We start from the raw sequence: 19,520 nt of genomic DNA on the forward strand, positions 1-19,520 counted from the left end.
CCGCGTCGGCTCGTCCCGCTGCCGTGCGACCCAACATCGTGCTCATCGTCTCCGACGACCACGGCTTCGGGGACCTGGGCTTCCGCGGCACCGACCCGGCCGTGTCGACCCCGCACCTGGATCGTCTCGCGGCCGACGGGCGGGTCTACGACAACGCCTACGTCACCGCCCCGATCTGCAGCCCGTCCCGTGCCGGGCTCCTCACCGGCGCCCACCAGGCGCGGTGGGGCGCGCACTGGTTCACCGACTCCCGGGTGGCGCCCCCGCAGGTCCCCACCCTTCCGGAGCGGCTGCTGGAGAGCGGCTACCGCACCGGGTACTTCGGCAAGATCCACTACGGGCCCGATGAGCCCGGCAGTCGTGCCTGCCCTCCCCGGCACGGGTTCGAGACCTCGTTCTACGGGCTCGCCGCGCAGTCGATGGGCCGCCTGCACTACCTCCACCACTCCCGCGCCCACGAGGAGGCGTACGGCGAGGCCGCGCGCGCCCACGGCGTCTCCCCGATGTGGGAGGGGGAGGAACAGGTGGACTGCGAGCGCCATCTCACCGAGGAGTTCATCGACCGGGCGATCGGGGTCATCGACCAGCCGGATGAGCGCCCCTTCTTCGCGATGGTCGCCTTCAACGCGGTCCACAACTTCACCTGGCAGCTGCCGCAGCACGAGCTCGACGCGCGCGGCCTGCCGCAGCACCCCGACTTCGACGCCGACGTGAGCGAGTACCTCGACTGGTACGACGGGGCCGTCGAGCCGAACCTCGAGAACGGCCGCGAGTACTACCTCGCCCAGCTCGAGATCATGGACCGCGAGATCGGCCGGCTGCGCGCGCACCTCGAGGAGCGCGGCCTCGCGGAGAACACGCTGCTGGTGTATATGACCGACAACGGCGGCTCGCACTGCAACCACGGCCGCAACACGCCGCTGCAGGGGTCGAAGTACACCCTGTTCGAGGGCGGGATCCGCACCCCGATGCTGCTCTCCTGGCCCGGTGTCATCGAGCCCGGCACGGTCTCGAGCGCGCTGGTGAGCGCCCTGGACCTCACGCCCACGTTCCTCGCCGCGGCGGGGCGCGAGGCGCCGGCGGGGGAGATGTGCGACGGGATCGACCTGCGGCCCTCGTTCGCAGACCCGGCCGCGGAGGTGCACGACGTGCTCCACCACGACACCGGCTTCCAGTGGGCGGTGCGCACCCGGGACTGGAAGCTGCGCTGGGTGGATCCCGAGGCCCCGGAGCGGCAGGCGCTGCAGCAGGTGGAGCACACCGACATCGGCGCCGGCCTACAGCTCAGCCCCGCCACCGCCACGCTCGCCGGGCTGGACGAGACGGTGGACCTCTCCGCGCAGCACCCCGAGGTGGTGGCGGAGCTGACCGCGTGCCACGAGGCCTGGCGCACCCGGATGCGGGAGTGCGCGACGGCGCTCGCCGAGGGCGCCGCGGCGGGATGACGACGAGTAGAACGGTGAGGACGATGCCCGACAGAGACGACGCCCGCGCGCCGGGCGCGAGCCCGCGGCCGAACCTGGTGCTGGTGTGCGTGGACCAGATGCGCTTCGACGCGATGGGCTGCGCCGGCCAGGAGCACATCGACACCCCCTCCCTGGACACGCTCGCCCGGCGCGGGAACCGCTTCACCCGCGCCTACTCCTCGACGCCCACCTGCATCCCGGCCCGGGTGGCGCTGATGACGGGCACCGGCCCGGAGACCCACGGCCGCTACGGCTACCGCGAACGCATCGACTTCCCCGCCGCCTACCCGGTCACCCTGCCCGGCACGCTGCGCGAGCACGGCTATCAGACCTTCGGCGTGGGGAAGATGCACGTGTGGCCCGAGCGGGCCCGCTGCGGCTTCGACGACGTGCTGCTGCACGACGGCTACCTGCACGTCTCCCGGCCCGAGCACCGCGGCGCCTCGGCGCGGGCGGACGACTACCTGCCCTGGCTGCGCGCGCAGACCGGGGACCCCTCCGCCGACTACCAGGACACGGGACTGGGCTGCAATGCGATGGTGGCCCGGCCCTGGGAGCGCGAGGAGCGCCTGCACCCCACCCGCTGGGTGGCCGATCAGTCCTTCGAGTTCCTGGGCCGGCGTGATCCCACCCGGCCGTTCTTCCTGTACATGTCGTTCCACCGGCCGCATGCCCCGTTCGATCCTCCGGGGTGGCTGTGGGACAAGTACTCCCGTCGCGACTTCCCCGAGCGGCCGATGGGGGAGTGGGTGGAGGAGTTCGCGGAGTATCGTCGCGACGGGGACGAGGAGGCGGAGTTCGCCCACCGCTCCCGGTCGCGGCACGAGGCGGTGAGGGCTGGCTACTACGGCAGCATCGAGTTCCTCGACTTCCAGATGCACCGGCTCACGGAGGCGCTGCACGACCAGGGCCTCGCGGAGGACACCGCGATCCTGTTCGTCTCCGATCACGGCGAGATGCTCGGCGACCACGACCTGTACCGCAAGTCGGTCGCCTACGAGGGATCCAGCCACATCCCGTTCCTGCTCCACCTGCCGCCGCGGCTGCGCGAGCAATGGGGCCCGGCGGGGGAGGTGGAGCAGATCGTGGAGCTGCGGGACGTGATGCCCACGCTGCTGGATCTCGCCGGTGTCCCGGTGCCGGAATCGGTCACCGGCACCAGTGTGCGCCGCGCCGTGTCGGACGGGACCCCGCTGCGCGAGCACCTCCAGGGCGAGCACCTGATCCACCAGCTGGGCGTCCACTCGATGCAGTGGATCCTCACCGAGCGCCACAAGTACGTGTGGTTCTCCGGGGACGGCCGTGAGCAGCTGTTCGACCTGGTGGAGGATCCGTACGAGTGCGTGGACCTGGCCGGTCGCGCCGAGTGCGCGCAGGAGCTGGCCCGCCATCGCGCGCTGCTGGTCGCGCACCTCGACGGCCGTGAGGAGGGGTTCGTGCAGGAGGGCGACCTGGTGCCCGGCAGGCCGCTGCGCAGCGAGGCCGAGTGGGTGCGGCAGTTCGCGGCCGACGCCTCGGCGAGGCGCTGAGGGACGACGCCCCGCGGCGCGCTGTCGGGTGGCGGTCCCGCGGCACGTCGAGAGCCGGCGGTGCCGGGAGGTGCGGCGGGAGGTCACGCTGCCGGGCGGCGGTGCGGGGCCGCCCGGCGGCACGGGTCAGGCGATGCCGCGCCCGGGGTTCGCCGCGTCGGCGAGGCGCGCGGTGTTCTGCGCCGTGCGCACGGTCGCGACGGCGAACTCCAGGCCGAGGCGCAGGCCGATCAGCAGGATCACCGACGGCACCCAGCCGAAGAGGATCGCGAGGATCAGCGGCACGGGGTTGAAGCCCTGCTCGCCGGTCCACATGTCCGCGCCGAGGGCGAAGCCCATGAGGAGCCCGGTGCGGATCTGCGCGAGCCAGTACAGCCCCGCGACCACGAACGCGAGCACGTAGAGGAAGCTGGAGAACCTCACGGTCATGAAGTGCTGGAAGGAGTAGTCGAACATCGCGCGGAAGAAGCCGGCGTCCTGCGCCCAGCGGGGCAGCAGCCGCCCCTCGGGCACGGGGTGGTAGTGGTTCCGGTACTGGCCCAGCAGCCCGGCGAGGTACGGCCCGGCGCGGCTCGCGAGCACCCGCAGGGCCAGCACGGCGAGCACGTCCCGGGCCCGACGACGCAGGAACGCGGTGCCGCGGCCGGGCCGGACGATCAGGCCGAAGGCCCGGTCGGTCACGCGGATCAGGATGAGCGCGACGGGTCTGCGCTCGGCCTCGTAGCGTGCCAGTGCCGTCTCCGCGAGGCGGCCCTGCGTGATGTCCGCGAGCAGGTGGGCGAGGTGGTGGGCGTCCTGCAGGCCCGTGTTCATGCCCTGCCCGCCCACGGGGGAGTGCACGTGCGCGGCGTCCCCGGCCAGCAGCACCGGGCCGCGGCGGAAGTGCGTCGCCACCCGGTGGTGCACCCGGTAGGCGGAGAAGCAGGCCACCTCCCGGTAGCGGATGCCGAGGTCGGCACGGGCGCCGGCCAGCGCCTCCTCCTGGTCGGGCTGCGTCTGGCCGTGCAGCCAGATCAGTCGGGCGTGGCCGCCGGGCCCCAGCGGGAACAGCAGCGCGAAGCGCTCCCGGCCGAAGGCCGTCGAGAGGGCGTTCTCCGGTGCGCCCTCGACGCCGTGCAGGTCCGCCACGCAGAAGGTCGCGTCGTCGGTGACGCCCTCGAAACCGAGGCCCAGCAGATGGCGCACCGGGGAGCTCGCCCCGTCGGCGCCGATCAGGTAGCGCGCCCGCACCCGCTGCGGCCCGTCGGGCCCCTCGAGCAGCGCCTCCACGCCGGCGGCGTCCTCGAAGGACGGATCCGCCGGTGCGTCCGGGGCACGGGCCGGCGACCCGCCGGGACCGGGGGCCGCGTCAGCGCGCGGGACGGCCCCCTCCCGGGCGGGCCCCGGGGTGAGGGAGACCAGCCGGTGCCCGTAGGCCACCGGGGCGCCCTCGGCGGCGAGCGTCTCGGCGAGCAGGGTCTCGGTGCGGCTCTGCTCGAAGATCTGCGCGCCGGGGAACGGGGTGTCGTCCTGCTGCCGCCGCGAGAAATCGGCCCTGACCGGCCGCGCCCCACCCCGGATCTGCACCCGCAGCGCGGGCTGTGCGGCCACGAGCACGGCATCGGCGAGCCCCAGCTGGTCGAGGATCTCCATGCTGCGGGCCCGGACCACGATCGCGCGCGACTCGCGCGTCGGCCCGGGCTTCTGGTCCACCACGAGGGCGTGCACGCCCCGTCGGGCCAGCACCAGGCCCGCCATCAGGCCGGTGGGGCCGGCGCCGACCACGAGCACGTCGGTCTCGCTCAGCGGCGGGGGAGCTGAGGAGGGGGCGGTCATGGGACCTCCTTCGGGCGCGGCGGAGGCCGCGCACGGTCCCACGGTAGACCTCCCTGCACGGCCGGACGCCCCCGCATCACCTCGAGGGGTGCCGGAGCGCCCGACCCGCAGGGTGGATGCCGTCGGCGAGGGCCGACGGCCATCGGGCCCGACGCCGTGCGGTGTCGGGCCCCGGCTCCGTCAGGCGGAGGCCGCCGCGAGCTCCACGCCGCGCGGCGTGGCGGCGCCGCCGGTGCGCGCCAGGTGCGCGGCGGAGGAGAGGTCCACCTCGATGACGGGGTAGATGTTCCCGTCCTTCCAGGTGGTGGTGTGCTCCGAGGTGCGGGCGGAGCGGGCGAGGTAGCGCAGGTCCGCGCTCTGGTCGCGGAAGACGACGAGATGCTGCTGCGGACTGCGGCGGGTGGTGTCGGTGTACTTCATGGTCATGCTCCTTCGATGTCGGCGAGGCCGACGGAATGTTCGGGTCCGGCAGGGCCGGAGTGCGCGAGATGCGCTCGGTGGTGCGCCGCGTGCTGGGGCAGGCGGTCGCGGACCGGGGCGACGGGAGTCGCTCCTCGCGGCCGTGCCCCGCTGGGGCGGGGCGGCTGCGGGCGCCTGCCGGCTGCGCGGCCCTGCCGTCGGGGCGGGGGCGCGGCGCGGGGCACCGTCCGGGTGCGGCATCGCGGGGGCGATGCGCGGGTGGCGCGGGCTGATCGCTGCTGCGCGGCCGTCATGGCCTGCAGGGAGTTGTGGCGAGCACCCCGAACGGCGGGGCGCGGTCACCCGCGGCTCGCCAACGTTACACCAGTGCAACGGTGCCGTCCAGGGTTTTGTTCCCGGCGAGGCGCTGTCGTGTCCCGGGAGGGCCGGGGAGAGGGCGAAGGAGCAGGACTCCCTCTCCCCGGCCGGTCAGGGGGCCGCCGGGCGCCCGCGCGGGCTCAGCCCTTCTGGCGGCCCTTGAACCGCGGGTCCTTCTTGTTGATCACGTAGAGCCGGCCGCGACGGCGCACCACCTGGGCACCGGGCTTCGCGGCCAGGGACCGCAGGGAGCTGCGCACCTTCATCGCGCCGCCCCCGTCCGCGCACCGGGTGCGCCGGCCGAGCCGCCGCGCCCCGCCGAGGCACCGGCCCCGTCGGCCCCGTCGGCCGCGGAGGCCCGGCCGTAGCGGCGGCGGAACTTCTCCACCCGCCCGGCGGTGTCCAGCACGGTGGCGCGGCCGGTGTAGAACGGGTGCGAGGCGGAGGAGACCTCCACGTCGATCACCGGGTAGTCGTGACCGTCCTCCCAGGTCACGGTGTGCTCAGAGGTACGGGTAGAACGGGTGAGGAAGGAGAACCCGGCGCTGGCGTCGCGGAACACGACCGGCCGGTACTCGGGGTGGATGGACTGCTTCATGGGGTCCTCTCGGGGACGGGGCGGGCGCGCGGGGACGCGCTCACCAGCTGGACTTCGTAATGCCGGGCAGTTCGCCGCGGTGCGCCATCTCCCGGAAGCGCACCCTCGAGAGACCGACGGCGCGCAGGTGGCCGCGGGGGCGGCCGTCGATCGCGTCGCGATTGCGCAGGCGGGTGGGGCTCGCGTCCCGCGGCAGGCGCTGCAGGGCGCGCTGGGCCTGCAGCTTCTGGGCCATCGAGGCGGCCGGGTCCTTCAGCACGCGCTTGAGGGCGAGGCGCTCCTCGGCGTGGCGGGCCACGATCCGGCGGCGGCGGGCATCGGCCGCGATCTTGGAGGTCTTGGCCATCAGCGCTCCTCCCGGAACTCGACCACGGCCCGCACGCGCGGATCGAACTTGCGCCGCACCAGGCGGTCCGGGGTGTTCCGGCGGTTCTTGGTGGTCATGTACGTGTAGCCGGTGCCGGCGGTGGAGCGCAGCTTCACGGTGCTGCGCAGGGCGTTCCTGGTCGCCATGGGGGTCCTCTCCAGAGGGTCGGTGGGGTCAGAGCTTCTCGCCGCGGGCGCGCATCTCGGCCACCACGGCCTCGATCCCGCGGCGATCGATGATCCGCAGCCCCTTCGCGGAGACCCGCAGCCTCACGGTGCGCCCCAGCGAGGGGACGTAGAACCGCTTGCGCTGGATGTTGGGGTCGAAGCGACGCGAGGTGCGGCGGTGGGAGTGGGAGACCTGCTTGCCGAAGGTGGGCACGGTCCCGGTGACTTGACAGCGGTGCGACATGGACGCTGAGATTACGTACTGAGAATCATTATCGTCAAGCTGGAAGGTCGTCCCGCGTGACCGACATCCCTGCCTCCGATCGCCCGTCCTCGCCGGAGCGCCCCGCCCTCCCGGTCGCCGTCCTCACCGCGCTGGAGCCGGTGCTGCGCGACGCCCTGGTGGCGAGCCTGCTGCTGGACGCCGACGGCGTCATCGCCCTGCGCTACGAGGTCGACGAGCACTCCGCCTCCCTGCGCCGGATCGTGGTCGCGGCCGACGGGGTGATCGAGGACGAGCTCGTGGAGCTCGCCCACCCCTGCGCCTCCTGCGCGATGCGGGAGGACGCCGTGCCCGCTCTCGCCCGCCTCGCCGAGCGCCCCGGCGTGACCGGCATCCTGCTCGCGCCGCCGATCAGCGCCGACCCCTCGGTGGTGGCCGGCACCCTGCGCCCCCACCAGGACGCCTGGCATCTCGCCCCCACCGTCGCCGTGGCCTCCGCCGAGACCGCCGTGCACGACCTGCTGGGCGACGACACCCTCGCCGAGCGCGGCCTGCAGTGGGCCTCCGGGGACGAGCGCAGCGTGGGCGAGGCGCTGGCCGCCCAGCTCGAGTACTCCGACACCCTGGTGCTGGTGGGGGAGCCCGAGGGTGCGGGGGCCGAGCTGATCGAGCACCTGCGCGCGCCCGAGCAGCGCCGCGTCGACGACCTCTATGCCCTCGGCGCCGCCGAGGTGCTGGAGGGTCGGCTCGACCACCTGCTCGCCCTCCGCCGCCGGGACGCCCGTCACGTGGAGCCCTACGGCGGGCCCACCGCCCACGGCACCTGGACCCTCGACCTCTGCTGCGAGCGGCCCTTCCATCCCGGGCGCCTGCTGGAGAACATCGAACGGCTCGGCGGCGGGCGGCTGCGGGCCCGCGGCCGCTTCTGGGTGCCGGACCGGCCCGACAGCATCTGCCAGTGGGACGGGGCCGGCGGCCAGGTCTCGATCGGCGCGGTGTGGCGGGCCGGGCGCGACCTGCCCACCACCCGCCTCGTGGTCACCGGCGTGGAGCCGCAGGACCTCCCCCGCGTGCGGGACGCCTTCGGCGCCAGCCTGCTCACCCCCCAGGAATGGTCCCGGGGGCTCACCCCGTGGCTCGGCACCGAGGACGCCCTCGCGCCGTGGCTCGGCGCGCGCGACGCGGCGGTGTGAGCGCGCGGCCCCCGTCGGCGCCGGGGGCGCGGCGACGGGGGTCGACGCCGACGGGGGCCGACGGGGCCGGGAGGCCCGGCGCCGTCGGCACGGAGGGACGGGCGGCGCCGTCGGCTCCGGGGTCAGGCCGTGCGGGCAAGGGGTGCGCTGCCGAGCCGCGGGCCCGCGGCCGACGGGGCCGGACGCCGTACGTGGGCGCGGTGCGCAGCGAGGATCAGCCACAGCAGCACGGCCACGCTGACCACCCCGATCCCCACGTGCAGCACCACGCCGGAGGTGGCATCCCAAGCGGTGTGCATCACGATTGCGCCCACGTAGGCGGCGCCGAGCGCGAGCGCCCCGCGCCCCGAGTGGGAGGTCTCCACGAGATACCACAGGGCCGCACAGACCGCGCCGGTCCAGGCCACGTGCCCGGCCGGGACGAGGATCCCGCGCAGCACCAGGGTGGCGTCCAGTGCGCCCAGGCCGCCGTTGCGCGCCAGCAGCGCATCGAAGCCGTAGCCCATCGTCTCCAGCACCGCGAAGCCCGTGGCCGAGGCGATGCCGATCACGATCCCGCCGCCGCGGGTCACCCGGTGGGCGAGGGCCAGCACGATCAGCGGCACCACCAGCTTCGCCGTCTCCTCGATCACCCCCACCAGCAGGATCGAGGCCCGGCCCAGCGCCACGCCCGCCAGGGACTCCTCGAGCCCCGCCGCACAGATCCCGAACAGCCCGCCCGCGGCCGCCGTGACCAGCACGATCCGGCCCGGCGCCAGAGGGCCGGCCGCCGTGGACTGCGCCAGCAGCAGCACCGTCAGCGGGATCACCGCCGCGCCCACTAGCAGCACCGTGGGCAGCATCGTCGGGTTCGAGGTGAGCAGCATGATCGCGAAGGTCGTCACGTAGGCGACCACGCCGCCCACCAGCGCCAGCAGCCACGCCAGGCGCAGATGCCAGGGGTAGCTGATGCGGCGCGGGCTGTGCGGGGACGCCGCGGACGGGTCGTGCGGGGCTGCCGCAGAGGGGCTGTGCGGGCCTGCCGCGGGGGAGAGCTGTGTGGTCATCGCCCACTCCTTCATCCGAGGTGGGCGGAAGCGCGCCCACCGTAGTGGGGCGTCGTCGTCATGGCGGCGTCGGGGTCAGTATGCGCCTCGATGCCGGGAGTGTCAGGTGTCCGCGTCGCCCTGGTGGCCGCGCCGTGCGGCGCGGTCCACGATCATCAGCACGTCGGCCGGTCCGCTCTCCGCGCCGAAGGCGTGCGGCATCAGGGTGTCGAACTCGGCGCTCTGGTTCTCCTGCACCAGGTGGCGGCGGTCCCCGAGCAGCAGGGTGAGGGTGCCGGAGAGCACCACCAGCCATTCGTGGCCGGGGTGGGCGCGCATCCGTGCGGGCTCCGGCGGCGGGGCGGTGACGCGACGCCGGATGATCACCGAGTCCGGGGAGTGCCGCGCGCGCCAGCGCAGCGCCTCCAGGGAATGGTCGCGCTCCGGGTTCGAGACCACTCGCTCCTCCGGCGATTCCACCAGCTCGTCGAGGCCGGTGTCGAGGGCGCGGGCGAGCGTGACCAGCTGGTCCAGCGCCAGGCGCCGGCCGCCGTTCTCGATCCGGGAGAGGGTGGACTGGCTGAGGTGGGCGCGGGCGGCGAGCTCCGCCAGCGAGAGGCCCTGGGCGAGACGCAGCGCACGCAGGCGTTGCCGCACCAGCCCCTCGACTTCCCCAATGTGTTGCGTCATGAGCAAGAGTATATGCGGTAGCGGCAATTCGGGGTGAGGATCGCGGTGACAGCCCGCCCCGCGCCCCGAGAGGACCGCCATGACCCGCACCGAGACCACCGCCCCGACCGCCGAGCCCGCCGCCGGCGACCCGCTGCCCGAGACGCTCGTGGACGTCGCCGTCCTCGGCGGCGGCGCCGCCGGGCTCAGCGGCGCGCTGATGCTGGCCCGCTCCCGCCGCAGCGTGGTGGTGCTCGATGCCGGCACGCCCCGCAACGCGCCGGCCGCGGCGATCCATGCCCTGCTCGGCCACGACGGCACACCGCCCGCCGAGTACCTCGCCTGCGGCCGCGCCGAGGTGCGGCGCTACGGCGGGCGGATCGTCCCCGCCCAGGTGGTCTCCGCCCGTGCGGCCCGGCCCGCGCCCGACGGCGACCTGCGCTTCGCCCTCGACCTCGCCGACGGCCGCACTCTCACCGCGCGGCGGCTGCTGGTGGCGGTGGGCGTGCGCGACGAGCTCCCGGGGATCCCGGGCCTGGCCCGGCACTGGGGCCGCGACCTGGTGCACTGCCCCTTCTGCCACGGCTGGGAGGTGCGCGACCGCGCCATCGGCGTGCTCGCCACCACGGCGATGTCCGCCCACCAGGCGCTGATGTTCCGCGAGCTCACCGAGGACCTGCACGTGTTCGCCGCCGGCGCCGAGCTGGACCCCGCCTCCCGGGAGCGCTTCGCCGCGCTCGGGATCACCGTGCACGAGGGCGCGGTCGAGGAGGTCCTCGCGGGGGAGGACGGCGGGATCGCCGGGGTGCGGCTGGCCGGCGGCGAGATCGTCCCCCGCTCCGTGCTCGCGGTCGCCACCACGCTCACTCCGCGCCTGGACGGCCTCGAGGGGCTGGGGCTCGCGCTCGAGGAGCTGCCCGGCGGGATGGGCTGGAAGGTCCCCACCGGCATGGCCGGGGCGAGCGAGGTGCCCGGGGTGTGGGTGGCCGGCAACGCCGCCGACCCCGCCGCGCAGGTGGGTGCCGCGGCGGCCGGCGGCGCGCTCGCCGGCGGCCACCTCCACGGCGCGCTCACCCTCGCCGGGGCCGACGCCGCGGTCGCCGCGGCACGTGCGAGCCGCACTGCCTGAACGGGGAAGGGCGGGCCCGGAGAACCTCCGGACCCGCCCGCCGGGCTCGCGCCTCAGGCTGTGCGTCTCAGTCGATGCGACTCAGACTGCGCGACTCAGAGTGCGCGTTTCAGATTGCGCGGCGCAGGCCGCGCTCGCGCAGCACCAGGATCCCCAGCGGCACCAGCACCAGGGCGGCGCCCAGGAAGCCCACCAGCACCGGGCCCCGTGCTCCGAGCCCGCTGGACAGCGCCGCCGCCGCGATCCCGGTCCCGATCGCGGTGCCGAGGTTGAAGATCGCGGTGGGCATCGCCGTGGCCAGGGTGGAGGCGGAGCCGCCGTAGCGGTTCGCGAGCCCCACCAGCACGGGATTGGCCGAGAGGCTCACCAGGCCCAGCAGCACCAGCAGCACGAGGACCAGCGCGGGCCGAGCGGGCAGCACCAGCAGCGCCAGCGCGATCACGAGCGTCGCGCTCGCCGTGAGCACGGGCACCCCGAAGGGACGCGCATCGCCCAGCCGGCCGCCCAGGATCGACCCCGCCAGCGCCGCGATCCCGAAGCCCATCAGCACCAGCGGCACCCACCGCTCGGAGATCCCGGCGAGGTCGGTGAGGACGGGGGAGATGAAGCTGTAGATCGACAGCGCCCCACCGGTCACCATCGCGCAGGTGGCCAGCACCAGCCACAGCGGGCCCGAGCGCAGGGAGGCGATCTCGGCGCGCACGGAGGGCGCCTCGGCGGCCGGCGGGGAGGCCGGCACCTGGCGCGCCACGGTGACGGCCAGCACCGCGGCGAGGCCGGCGAGCAGCCAGAAGGTGCCGCGCCAGCCCACGAGCTGGCCGATGAACGCCCCCAGCGGGACGCCCAGCACGTTGGCGAGCATGCCGCCGCCCAGCACGATCCCCAGCACCCGGGTGCGGGCGTGCGGCGCGGCCGCCCGCACCGCCGCCACCGAGGCCACCGCCCAGAACGCGCCGGTGGCCACGGCGGTGACGAACCGCGCCCCCAGCAGCACCGTGAAGCTGTCGGTGAGAGCGCCCAGCGCATGCCCGGCGGCGAACACCGCCAGAGCGGCGGAGAGGGTGACGCGGTGCGGCAGGCGGAGAGTGGCCAGCGCCATCGTCGGGGCGCCGACGATCATCCCGAGCGCGAACACGGTGATCGCCAGGCCCGCCTGGGCCACGGTGACCGAGAAGTCCGCCGCGACGGAGGTGAGCAGCCCCGCGATCACGAACTCGGTGGTGCCCATGAGGAAGGTGCCGGCGGCGAGCACCAGCGTGACCGGCGAGAGGGCGGTCGCCGCCGGGCGGGCCTCGGGGGTGAGGGTGGCGGTCACGGCGTGAGGAGCACCTTCGTGGCGCGGCGCTCGTCCATCGCCCGGTAGCCCTCGGCGGCGTCCGCCAGCGGCAGGGTGAGGTCGAAGACCTTCCCGGGGTCGATCTCGCGCCGCCAGATCAGGTCGATCAGCTCGGGCAGGTAGCGGCGCACCGGGGCGGGCCCGCCGTGCAGGTGCACGGCGGAGAAGAACAGCTCGTCGCCGGGCAGCTGCACGTCGTGGGAGACGCCTACGAAGCCCACCGCGCCGCCGGGGCGGGTGGCGCGGATCGCCTGCATCATCGACTCCTGGGTGCCCACGGCCTCGACCGTGGAGTGCGCGCCCAGTCCACCCGTGAGCTCCTTGAGGCGTGCCACGCCCTCGTCGCCGCGCTCGGTGATGATGTCGGTGGCGCCGTACTCGCGGGCGAGCGCCTGACGGTCGGGGTGGCGGCTGAAGATGATGATGCGCTCCGCGCCCATCTGCTTCGCGGCCAGCACGCCCATCAGGCCCACCGCGCCGTCGCCCACCACGGCCACGATCCGGCCGGGGCCGGCGCCCGCGGCGTCGGCCGCGAACCAGCCGGTGCCCAGCACGTCGGAGGCGGCGAGCAGGGAGGGGATCAGGTCGGGATCGGGCGTGCCCGGGGCCTTGACCAGGGTGCCGTCCGCGAAGGGGATGCGGGCCTTCTCCGCCTGGGTGCCGATCTCGCCGTCCACGAACACGGCGTGCACGCAGCGGGAGGGGTGGCCCTCGCGGCAGATCTCGCACTCGCCGCAGGAGATGACGAACGAGCCGACCACGAAGTCGCCCACCTCGAGGGTGGTGACGGCCTCGCCGATCTCCTCGACCACGCCCACGTACTCGTGGCCCATGTGCTGGTCCTGGGGCTGGTCCGCGCCGCGGTACGGCCACAGGTCCGAGCCGCAGATGCAGGTGGCGGCGAGTCGGATGATCGCATCCGTGGGCTCGATGAGGCGGGGGTCCTCGCGCTCGGCGACGCGGACGTCCCCGGGGGCATGCATGATGACTGCGCGCATGACGATGTGCTCCTTCGTTCGGTGACCGTCCCATGGAACACCCCGCGGCGCGGGCGCGGAAGGGACTGAGAAGGGGTGTACCCGCAGGGCACCTCTGGGGCCGGGGCACGGGGATATCGTGACCGGCATGGACAACCGTTCCGAAGTGCGCGAGTTCCTCATGTCACGCCGCGCCAAGGTCACCCCGCAGGAGGTGGGACTGCCCGCCGGCGGCGGCCGCCGCGTGGCAGGCCTGCGCCGCAGCGAGGTGGCGATGCTCGCCGGGGTGAGCGTGGAGTACTACGCCAAGCTCGAGCGCGGCGCGATCGCCGGCGCCTCCGCCGGGGTGCTCGACGCGGTCAGCTCCGCGCTGCGGCTGAACGAGACCGAGCGGATCCACCTGCAGGACCTCGCCCGCGCGGCCGACGGCATCCCCACCTCCGGGCGCCCCCGCCGGCGCAGCGGCGCCGCGACCCCCGCGCCGTTGCGCCCCGCCCTGCAATGGGCGCTGGACTCCCACGGCGAGGGCATCGCCTTCGTGCGCGACCAGTACCAGAACCTGCTGGCCACCAACGCGCTGGGACGCGCGTTCTACTCTCCGGTGCTCGGGGACGGCGGCCGGGTGCCGAACCTCGCCCGCTTCCAGTTCCTGGACCCGGCCGCGCGGGACTTCTACCCGGAGTGGGAGCGGTTCGCGGCGATGTGCGTGGGCAGCATGCGGGTCGAAGCGGGCCGCGACCCGCACGATCCGGTGCTGCAGGACCTGGTGGGGGAGCTGTCCACCTGCAGCGAGGAGTTCCGCCGGCTGTGGGCCGCGCACGACGTGCGCACCCACGGCGCGGGCACCAAGCGCTTCGAGCACCCCGAGGTAGGGGAGCTGACCCTCGCCTACGAGGAGTTCGCGATCACCGCCGAGCCCGGCCGGGCCCTGCTCGTCTACACCGCCGAGCCGGGATCCCCCAGCGCCGAGCGCCTGCGGCTGCTGGCCAGCCTCAACGCCCGGCTGCCGGCCGCGCACGCCGAGCAGACCGAGGCGCGGCCCGACTGACCTCAGGGCCCGGGCCGGAACAGCAGCTGGGCGGTGCCGTCGGCCGCGACGCGTCGATCCGCGGCCACGGCGTACACCTCGGCGACGGTCCGCTCGTCGAGCACGGCCGCCGGGGGGCCGTCGGCCCGCACCCTGCCGCGATCCAGCACCACCACCCGGTCGCAGTAGCGGGCGGCGAGGTTCAGATCGTGCAGCACCACCAGCGTGCTCAGCCGCTGCGCGCGCACCAGCTGCAGGATGTGGTGCTGGGCGCTGATGTCGAGGTGGTTCGTCGGCTCGTCCAGCAGCAGCAGGCGCGGCTGCTGGGCCAGGGCGCGGGCCAGCAGCACCCGCTGCCGCTCGCCGCCGGAGAGCGTGGTGAGGTCCCGACGGGCCAGATGCGCGGCCCCTACCAGCTCCAGCGCACGAGCGGCGTGCCGGGCGTCCTCCCGGGTGGTGGTGCCGAGCGCGCCGCGGTGCGGCAGCCGGCCCAGCAGCACCGCGTCGGCCACCGGGAGCGGCAGGGCGGCGGCCCCGTCCTGGGCCATCACCGCGATCCGTCGTGCGCGCTCGCGCCCGGAGAGCGCGGCGAGGTTCCCGCCCTCGAGGTGCACCGTGCCGGCGGTGGGCACGATCTCGCCGTGCAGCGCCCGCAGCGCCGTGGTCTTGCCGCTGCCGTTGGGACCCACCAGGCCCACCAGCTCCCCGGTCCGCACGGTGAGGTCCACCCCGCGCAGCACCTCCACGGCCCCGATCCGGTGGCGCAGACCCCGCGCCTCGAGCACCGCGGCATCGGCCGGGGCGGGGTCGGGGCGGCGGCGCGACGTGGTCGACGTCCTCATCCCGCCGCCCCGCGCTCGGCGAGCCACGCCGCGATCCGCTCCAGGCCCTCCACCACCAGGGGCGAGGCGGGCTCGGCGAAGTTGAACAGCAGCGGCAGCACCGCACCGTCCCGCACCGCCGGCAGCGCCCTCAGCCCGGCCGTGTCGGCGAAGGACGCGACCACCTCGTGGCCGGGGACGTCGCCCTCGTGCAGCACGATCAGCAGATCCGGCGCGGCCGCGAGCAGCGGCTCCGCGCTCACCTCGAACACCCGCTCCGTGGTGCCCTCGAGGGCGGAGCGGATCCCGAGGGCGTCCAGCTGCGCGGTGGCCATGGAGGTGGCCCCGTAGGCGTACAGCGGCCCGCCGCCCCGGCTCGCGTACAGCACCGCGGCCGTGAGGCCGGGCGCGGCGGGCGGCACCGCCGCCACCCGCTCCTGCAGCGACGCCACCAGGGACGCCGCCTGCTCGGCCCGGTCGAACACCCTCCCGTAGTCCTCGATCTCCGCGTACAGCGCCTCGAACCGCGCCCGCTCCCCGAGATCACCGCAGTAGGTGCGCGGCAGCAGCGCCGCCGCCCCGGCCGCCGCGAGCCCCTCGCGGGTGACGCCGTCGGGCAGGCCCAGCACCAGGTCCGGTCGCTGCGCGATCACCACCTCCTGGCTGATCTGCAGGTGACCGGTGGCGTCGATCTCCTCCGACAGCGCCGGGATCTGCTCCAGGCGCGCCGCCAGCTCGTCCGCGAAGTACCCGGGCGGGAAGGAGCCGGCGCGCGCCACCACCCGGTCCAGCACCCCCAGCCCGTCGAGGGTGGTCACCGGGGCGCTGTCCAGCAGCACCACCCGCTGCGGCGGCGCCGCGAACGTCACCTCGGCATCGCAGTTCTCGACCGTGACCGGGGAGGCGGTCGTGCCGGGCGCGCCGTCGGGGGAGGAGCGATGACCGCCCTCGGCGCTCGTGCAGGCGGTGGCGGCCAGGCCCAGCACGCCGAGGAGCGAGGTCATGAGGGTGCGGCGGGGGAGGGTGGACATCAGGCGGGGATCCTTCGGACGGGGCGAGCGGAGCGGGGGTGTGGAGGGAGCCGACGGGGCAGGCGGGCGAGCACCGGGCGAGCGGGCGGGACGGGGGAGGGAGCGGCGGCGCTCACCCGCCGTCGTGCCGCATGCGCCGGATCAGCACCAGCAGGAACGGTGCCCCCACCGCCGCCGTGATCACCCCGATCGGCAGCTCGCGCGGCGCCATCGCGAGCCGCGCGAGCACGTCGGCCCACACCAGGAACCCGGCGCCCAGCAGCGCGCTCGCCGGGAGCGCGGCCCGGTGCCCGGGGCCCACCAGGCGCCGGGCCAGGTGCGGGATCACCAGGCCCACGAAGCCGATCGCCCCGGCCCCGGCCACCGCGGCGGCGGTGCACAGCGAGACGATCACCAGCATCCCGATCCGGGTGCGGTCCGGGGAGAGGCCCAGCGCGTGGGCCACGTCGTCCCCGGCGGCGAGGGCGTCCAGCAGCGGGGCGCGGGCGGTGAGCACGGCGGTGCCGCCCAGCGCGGCCAGCACCGCCAGCAGCAGCACGGCGTCGAACCGGCCCAGGGCGAGCGAGCCCAGCATCCAGAACATCACCGAGCGGGAGCCCTCGGCGGAGTCCGAGGAGAAGATCAGCAGGCTCGTCAGCGCGGAGAGGGCGTAGCCCACCGCCACCCCGGAGAGCAGCAGCCGCAGGGAGGTGACCCGGCCGTTCGACCGGGCGATCACGAACACCGTCAGCGCGGCCGCGAGCGCGCCCGCGAACGCGAGCGCCGGCTGCGCGTACGCCCCCAGCGCCGCCCCGGCGCCCAGCAGGATCGCCGCCGCCGCGCCGGTGGAGGCCCCTCCGGAGACGCCCAGGATGTACGGATCGGCGAGCAGGTTGCGCACCATCGCCTGCAGCGCCGCACCGCTGATGGCCAGGCAGGCGCCCACGGCCGCGCCCATCAGCACCCGCGGCACCCGCACCGACCACACGATGGCCTGGGCCGCGGGATCGGGGACCGGCGGCACCGGCGCGCCGAGCTGGTGCGCGATCACCTGGAGCGAGACGGCGGGGGAGAGCGGCACCGGTCCGATCCCCACGCACAGCAGCAGGCTCACCGCGAGCAGGGCGGCGAGGACGAGCAGGATCGCCGCGGTGCGGCGGGACCGGGCGCGCAGCCCCAGTGGGTCGGAGCCGGCGCCGACGGGGTCACCGGACAGGCCCGGCGCGGCCGGCCCTCGCGCCGCGTCGTCAGGCCGCTGCGCCACGTCGTCGGGCCGCTGCGCCGCCCGGAGCGGCGAGAGATCGGCGTGCGGTGTGGACATGACCCTCCCTCCCTCTATACTTGTGCGAGCGTACAAGTATTGGGGTGGGTCGGGCTCGCCCGTGCCACGAGATGTCATCGTGGCGCGGGCCGGGGGACGGGCCGGTCAGCGGGGCGGCAGGGGGTCGCCCTCCGGGGAGTGCTCGGGCCGATCGTCCGTGTGCCGCACTCCCGGCAGGTGGCCGGAGCCGAGATCGTGCAGCAGCGCATGGATCGTCGCGTCGGCCAGCTCGTACCGCACCTCGCGCCCCTCCCTCCGGGACCGCACCCAGCCGGCCTCCCGCAGCATCGCCAGCGCGTGCGAGGTGGTGGAGTCGTGCGCGTCCAGCGCCCGGGCCACGTCCGAGCTGCGCACCCCCGGGTGCGCGTGCAGGCAGAACAGGATCCGCAGGCGCCGCGGATCGGCCAGCAGCGCCATCCTCCGCGCGAGCTCCTCCACCCCGTCGGCCTCCGCGAGCAGCGCCCGCAGCTCCTCCACCAGGGCGGAGTCGTCGCCCGCCGCGCCGGGGGCGTCGCGGACGTGCAGGGGATCGGAGGAGTGCATGCCACCACCGTAGCGGGGCCGCGGGCGGCGCCCCGGGGCGCAGGGGCCCTCGAGGGCGCGGCCCCGTGACCGCCGTCCCTCTCCCTCGTTCCCCGCGACCCCTACACTGTCGCGACGGACGCGCACTGTTCCCGATCCGCAATGAGGTGAGCGCGATGATCGACCTGCTCTGGGGTCTCGGAGGGATGGCCGGGCTGCTGCTCATCGCCGTCGCCCTGTCCAGCAACCGGCGGGCGATCCGCCTGCGCACCGTGCTCGGCGCCTTCGCGCTGCAGCTGGGCCTGGGCGCCCTCGTCCTGTACTGGGGGCCGGGGCAGTGGGCGCTGCAGAAGGTCTCCGCCGGCTTCCAGGCCGTCATCGACACCTCCGGGGAGGGCATCTCCTTCCTGTTCGGCGGCCTGCTGCCCGCCGAGGGGGAGGGCGCGATCTTCGCCCTGCAGGTGCTGCCGGTGATCGTGTTCTTCGCGTCCCTCACCGCGGTGCTCTACCACTGGAGGATCCTGCCCAAGGTGGTGCAGTGGCTCGGCGGCGGGCTGGGGAAGCTGCTGGGCACGAGCTACGGCGAATCGGTCAACGCCGCCGCGAACATCTTCGTGGGCCAGACCGAGGCGCCGCTGGTGATCCGCCCCTATGTGGAGGGGCTGTCCCGCTCCGGCCTGTTCGCCGTGATGGTGGGCGGCCTCTCCACCGTGGCCGGCTCCGTGCTGGTGGGCTACTCGCTGCTGGGCGCGCCGCTGGAGTACCTCATCGCCGCCAGCTTCATGGCCGCGCCGGGCGCGCTGCTGATGGCGAAGATCCTGGTGCCGGAGACCGATCCGGAGGCCGTGGCGCGCGAGGCAGAGCTGGTCGCGGCCACGAACCGCAGCCGCGGCGCGACCGGCGGCGGGGCCTCCGCGGTGGCCGCTCCGGAGGAGAGCGCCGACGGGCTGGCGCAGGATGGTCCTGCGCAGGACGGCCCGGTGCAGGACGGGACGGACCAGGACGGAGAGGAGGATGCCGGGGGCACCCGGTATGCGAACGTCATCGACGCGGCCGCCGGCGGTGCCTCCGACGGCCTGCGGCTCGCCCTGAACGTGGGCGCGATGCTGCTGGCCTTCATCTCCCTGATCGCCCTGATCAACCTGCTGATCGGCGTGGTGGGCGGCTGGTTCGGCGCCGGGGACCTCACCTTCGAGCAGATCCTGGGCTGGGTGTTCGCACCGATCATGGCGATGATCGGGGTGCCCTGGAGCGAGGCCGTCGCCGCCGGCAGCTTCGTGGGCCAGAAGGTGGTGGTCAACGAGTTCGTGGCCTTCGCCGGCTTCGGCCCGCAGATCGAGTCCTTCAGCCCCAAGACCGCCGCGATCACCAGCTTCGCGCTGACCGGCTTCGCCAACCTCTCCTCGCTGGGGATCCTGCTGGGCGGCCTGGGCGGCATCGCCCCCAGCCGGCGCTCCGAGATCGCGCAGCTGGGGCTGAAGGCCATCCTCGCCGGCACCCTCGCCAACCTCATGAGCGCCACCATCGCCGGGATCATGATCGGCTGAC

At 74.9% G+C, this 19,520-nt stretch carries 20 protein-coding genes and 1 pseudogene; 6 read left to right on the forward strand and 15 right to left on the reverse strand.

Annotated elements, in window-relative coordinates:
• The first annotated feature begins 23 nt into the window (after positions 1-23).
• Both DWV08_RS16070 and DWV08_RS16075 read left to right on the forward strand, forming a co-directional pair.
• Positions 24-1,445: a sulfatase family protein gene (locus DWV08_RS16070; protein ID WP_241237347.1), complete on the forward strand. Its 1,422-nt coding sequence runs from the start codon at positions 24-26 to the stop codon at positions 1,443-1,445.
• 23 nt (positions 1,446-1,468) lie between these two features.
• Positions 1,469-2,995 (forward strand): arylsulfatase, encoded by a 1,527-nt coding sequence (locus DWV08_RS16075; protein ID WP_115414734.1) that lies wholly within the window; start codon positions 1,469-1,471, stop codon positions 2,993-2,995.
• Positions 2,996-3,121: 126 nt separating this feature from the next.
• Here the strand turns inward: DWV08_RS16075 and DWV08_RS16080 are convergent, their stop codons facing one another.
• From DWV08_RS16080 to rpmB, 7 genes and pseudogenes are all read right to left on the reverse strand, one after another.
• Positions 3,122-4,810, reverse strand: coding sequence for an FAD-dependent monooxygenase (locus DWV08_RS16080; protein WP_115414735.1), 1,689 nt, complete (start codon positions 4,808-4,810; stop codon positions 3,122-3,124).
• Positions 4,811-4,990: 180 nt separating this feature from the next.
• Complete coding sequence (locus DWV08_RS16085) at positions 4,991-5,230, reverse strand: hypothetical protein (RefSeq protein ID WP_115414736.1); 240 nt, start codon at positions 5,228-5,230, stop codon at positions 4,991-4,993.
• Positions 5,231-5,727: 497 nt separating this feature from the next.
• Positions 5,728-5,853: a type B 50S ribosomal protein L36 gene (ykgO, locus tag DWV08_RS16090; protein WP_115414737.1), complete on the reverse strand. Its 126-nt coding sequence runs from the start codon at positions 5,851-5,853 to the stop codon at positions 5,728-5,730.
• Between the two features lie 95 nt (positions 5,854-5,948).
• Positions 5,949-6,185, reverse strand: a pseudogene (locus DWV08_RS16095) (type B 50S ribosomal protein L31); the annotation flags it as partial.
• A gap of 40 nt (positions 6,186-6,225) precedes the next feature.
• On the reverse strand, positions 6,226-6,531 hold the full coding sequence (gene rpsN, locus DWV08_RS16100; protein ID WP_115414739.1) for a 30S ribosomal protein S14: 306 nt from the start codon (positions 6,529-6,531) through the stop codon (positions 6,226-6,228).
• Positions 6,531-6,698 carry a 50S ribosomal protein L33 gene (gene rpmG, locus DWV08_RS16105; RefSeq protein ID WP_115414740.1) on the reverse strand — a complete coding sequence of 56 codons (168 nt, stop codon included), beginning with the start codon at positions 6,696-6,698 and terminating at the stop codon, positions 6,531-6,533. The genes rpsN and rpmG overlap by 1 nt, the downstream gene beginning before the upstream one ends.
• Before the next feature lie 28 nt (positions 6,699-6,726).
• Positions 6,727-6,963 carry a 50S ribosomal protein L28 gene (gene rpmB / locus DWV08_RS16110; RefSeq protein WP_115414741.1) on the reverse strand — a complete coding sequence of 79 codons (237 nt, stop codon included), beginning with the start codon at positions 6,961-6,963 and terminating at the stop codon, positions 6,727-6,729.
• Positions 6,964-7,019: 56 nt separating this feature from the next.
• On the opposite strand from rpmB, the gene DWV08_RS16115 reads away from it, so the two are divergent.
• Positions 7,020-8,135, forward strand: a complete 1,116-nt coding sequence (locus DWV08_RS16115) for a GTP-binding protein (protein WP_241237348.1) — start codon at positions 7,020-7,022, stop codon at positions 8,133-8,135.
• Between the two features lie 122 nt (positions 8,136-8,257).
• On the opposite strand, the gene DWV08_RS16120 is transcribed toward DWV08_RS16115, so the two are convergent.
• Positions 8,258-9,181, reverse strand: a complete 924-nt coding sequence (locus DWV08_RS16120) for a PrsW family intramembrane metalloprotease (protein ID WP_162801601.1) — start codon at positions 9,179-9,181, stop codon at positions 8,258-8,260.
• 102 nt (positions 9,182-9,283) lie between these two features.
• Positions 9,284-9,850, reverse strand: coding sequence for a helix-turn-helix domain-containing protein (locus DWV08_RS16125; protein ID WP_115414743.1), 567 nt, complete (start codon positions 9,848-9,850; stop codon positions 9,284-9,286).
• A 79-nt stretch (positions 9,851-9,929) separates the two neighbouring features.
• On the opposite strand from DWV08_RS16125, the gene DWV08_RS16130 reads away from it, so the two are divergent.
• Positions 9,930-10,958: an NAD(P)/FAD-dependent oxidoreductase gene (locus DWV08_RS16130; RefSeq protein WP_115414744.1), complete on the forward strand. Its 1,029-nt coding sequence runs from the start codon at positions 9,930-9,932 to the stop codon at positions 10,956-10,958.
• A 109-nt stretch (positions 10,959-11,067) separates the two neighbouring features.
• Here DWV08_RS16130 and DWV08_RS16135 read toward each other — a convergent pair whose 3' ends face one another.
• On the reverse strand, positions 11,068-12,273 hold the full coding sequence (locus DWV08_RS16135; protein ID WP_115414745.1) for an MFS transporter: 1,206 nt from the start codon (positions 12,271-12,273) through the stop codon (positions 11,068-11,070).
• Positions 12,270-13,292, reverse strand: coding sequence for a zinc-dependent alcohol dehydrogenase family protein (locus tag DWV08_RS16140; RefSeq protein WP_115414746.1), 1,023 nt, complete (start codon positions 13,290-13,292; stop codon positions 12,270-12,272). The genes DWV08_RS16135 and DWV08_RS16140 overlap by 4 nt, the downstream gene beginning before the upstream one ends.
• Positions 13,293-13,419: 127 nt before the next feature.
• Between DWV08_RS16140 and DWV08_RS16145 the strand changes: the two genes are divergently transcribed.
• A complete protein-coding gene (locus DWV08_RS16145) occupies positions 13,420-14,319 on the forward strand; it encodes a helix-turn-helix domain-containing protein (protein ID WP_115414747.1) in 900 nt (299 codons plus the stop codon).
• A gap of 2 nt (positions 14,320-14,321) precedes the next feature.
• Here DWV08_RS16145 and DWV08_RS16150 read toward each other — a convergent pair whose 3' ends face one another.
• From DWV08_RS16150 to DWV08_RS16165, 4 genes are all read right to left on the reverse strand, one after another.
• A complete protein-coding gene (locus DWV08_RS16150) occupies positions 14,322-15,140 on the reverse strand; it encodes an ABC transporter ATP-binding protein (RefSeq protein WP_115415075.1) in 819 nt (272 codons plus the stop codon).
• Positions 15,137-16,150, reverse strand: coding sequence for an ABC transporter substrate-binding protein (locus tag DWV08_RS16155; RefSeq protein ID WP_115414748.1), 1,014 nt, complete (start codon positions 16,148-16,150; stop codon positions 15,137-15,139). The genes DWV08_RS16150 and DWV08_RS16155 overlap by 4 nt, the downstream gene beginning before the upstream one ends.
• 112 nt (positions 16,151-16,262) lie before the next feature.
• Positions 16,263-17,450 carry a FecCD family ABC transporter permease gene (locus tag DWV08_RS16160; RefSeq protein ID WP_115414749.1) on the reverse strand — a complete coding sequence of 396 codons (1,188 nt, stop codon included), beginning with the start codon at positions 17,448-17,450 and terminating at the stop codon, positions 16,263-16,265.
• A 105-nt stretch (positions 17,451-17,555) separates the two neighbouring features.
• Entirely contained in the window at positions 17,556-17,993 is a 438-nt protein-coding gene (locus DWV08_RS16165) for an ArsR/SmtB family transcription factor (protein WP_115414750.1), read from the reverse strand.
• Positions 17,994-18,148: 155 nt separating this feature from the next.
• Between DWV08_RS16165 and DWV08_RS16170 the strand changes: the two genes are divergently transcribed.
• The gene (locus DWV08_RS16170; RefSeq protein ID WP_115414751.1) at positions 18,149-19,519 is read left to right on the forward strand and encodes a NupC/NupG family nucleoside CNT transporter; all 1,371 of its coding nucleotides are present in this window, start codon (positions 18,149-18,151) and stop codon (positions 19,517-19,519) included.
• Position 19,520: the final 1 nt, after the last annotated feature.

The sequence above is a fragment of the Brachybacterium saurashtrense genome (assembly GCF_003355475.1).
Lineage (GTDB): Bacteria > Actinomycetota > Actinomycetes > Actinomycetales > Dermabacteraceae > Brachybacterium > Brachybacterium saurashtrense.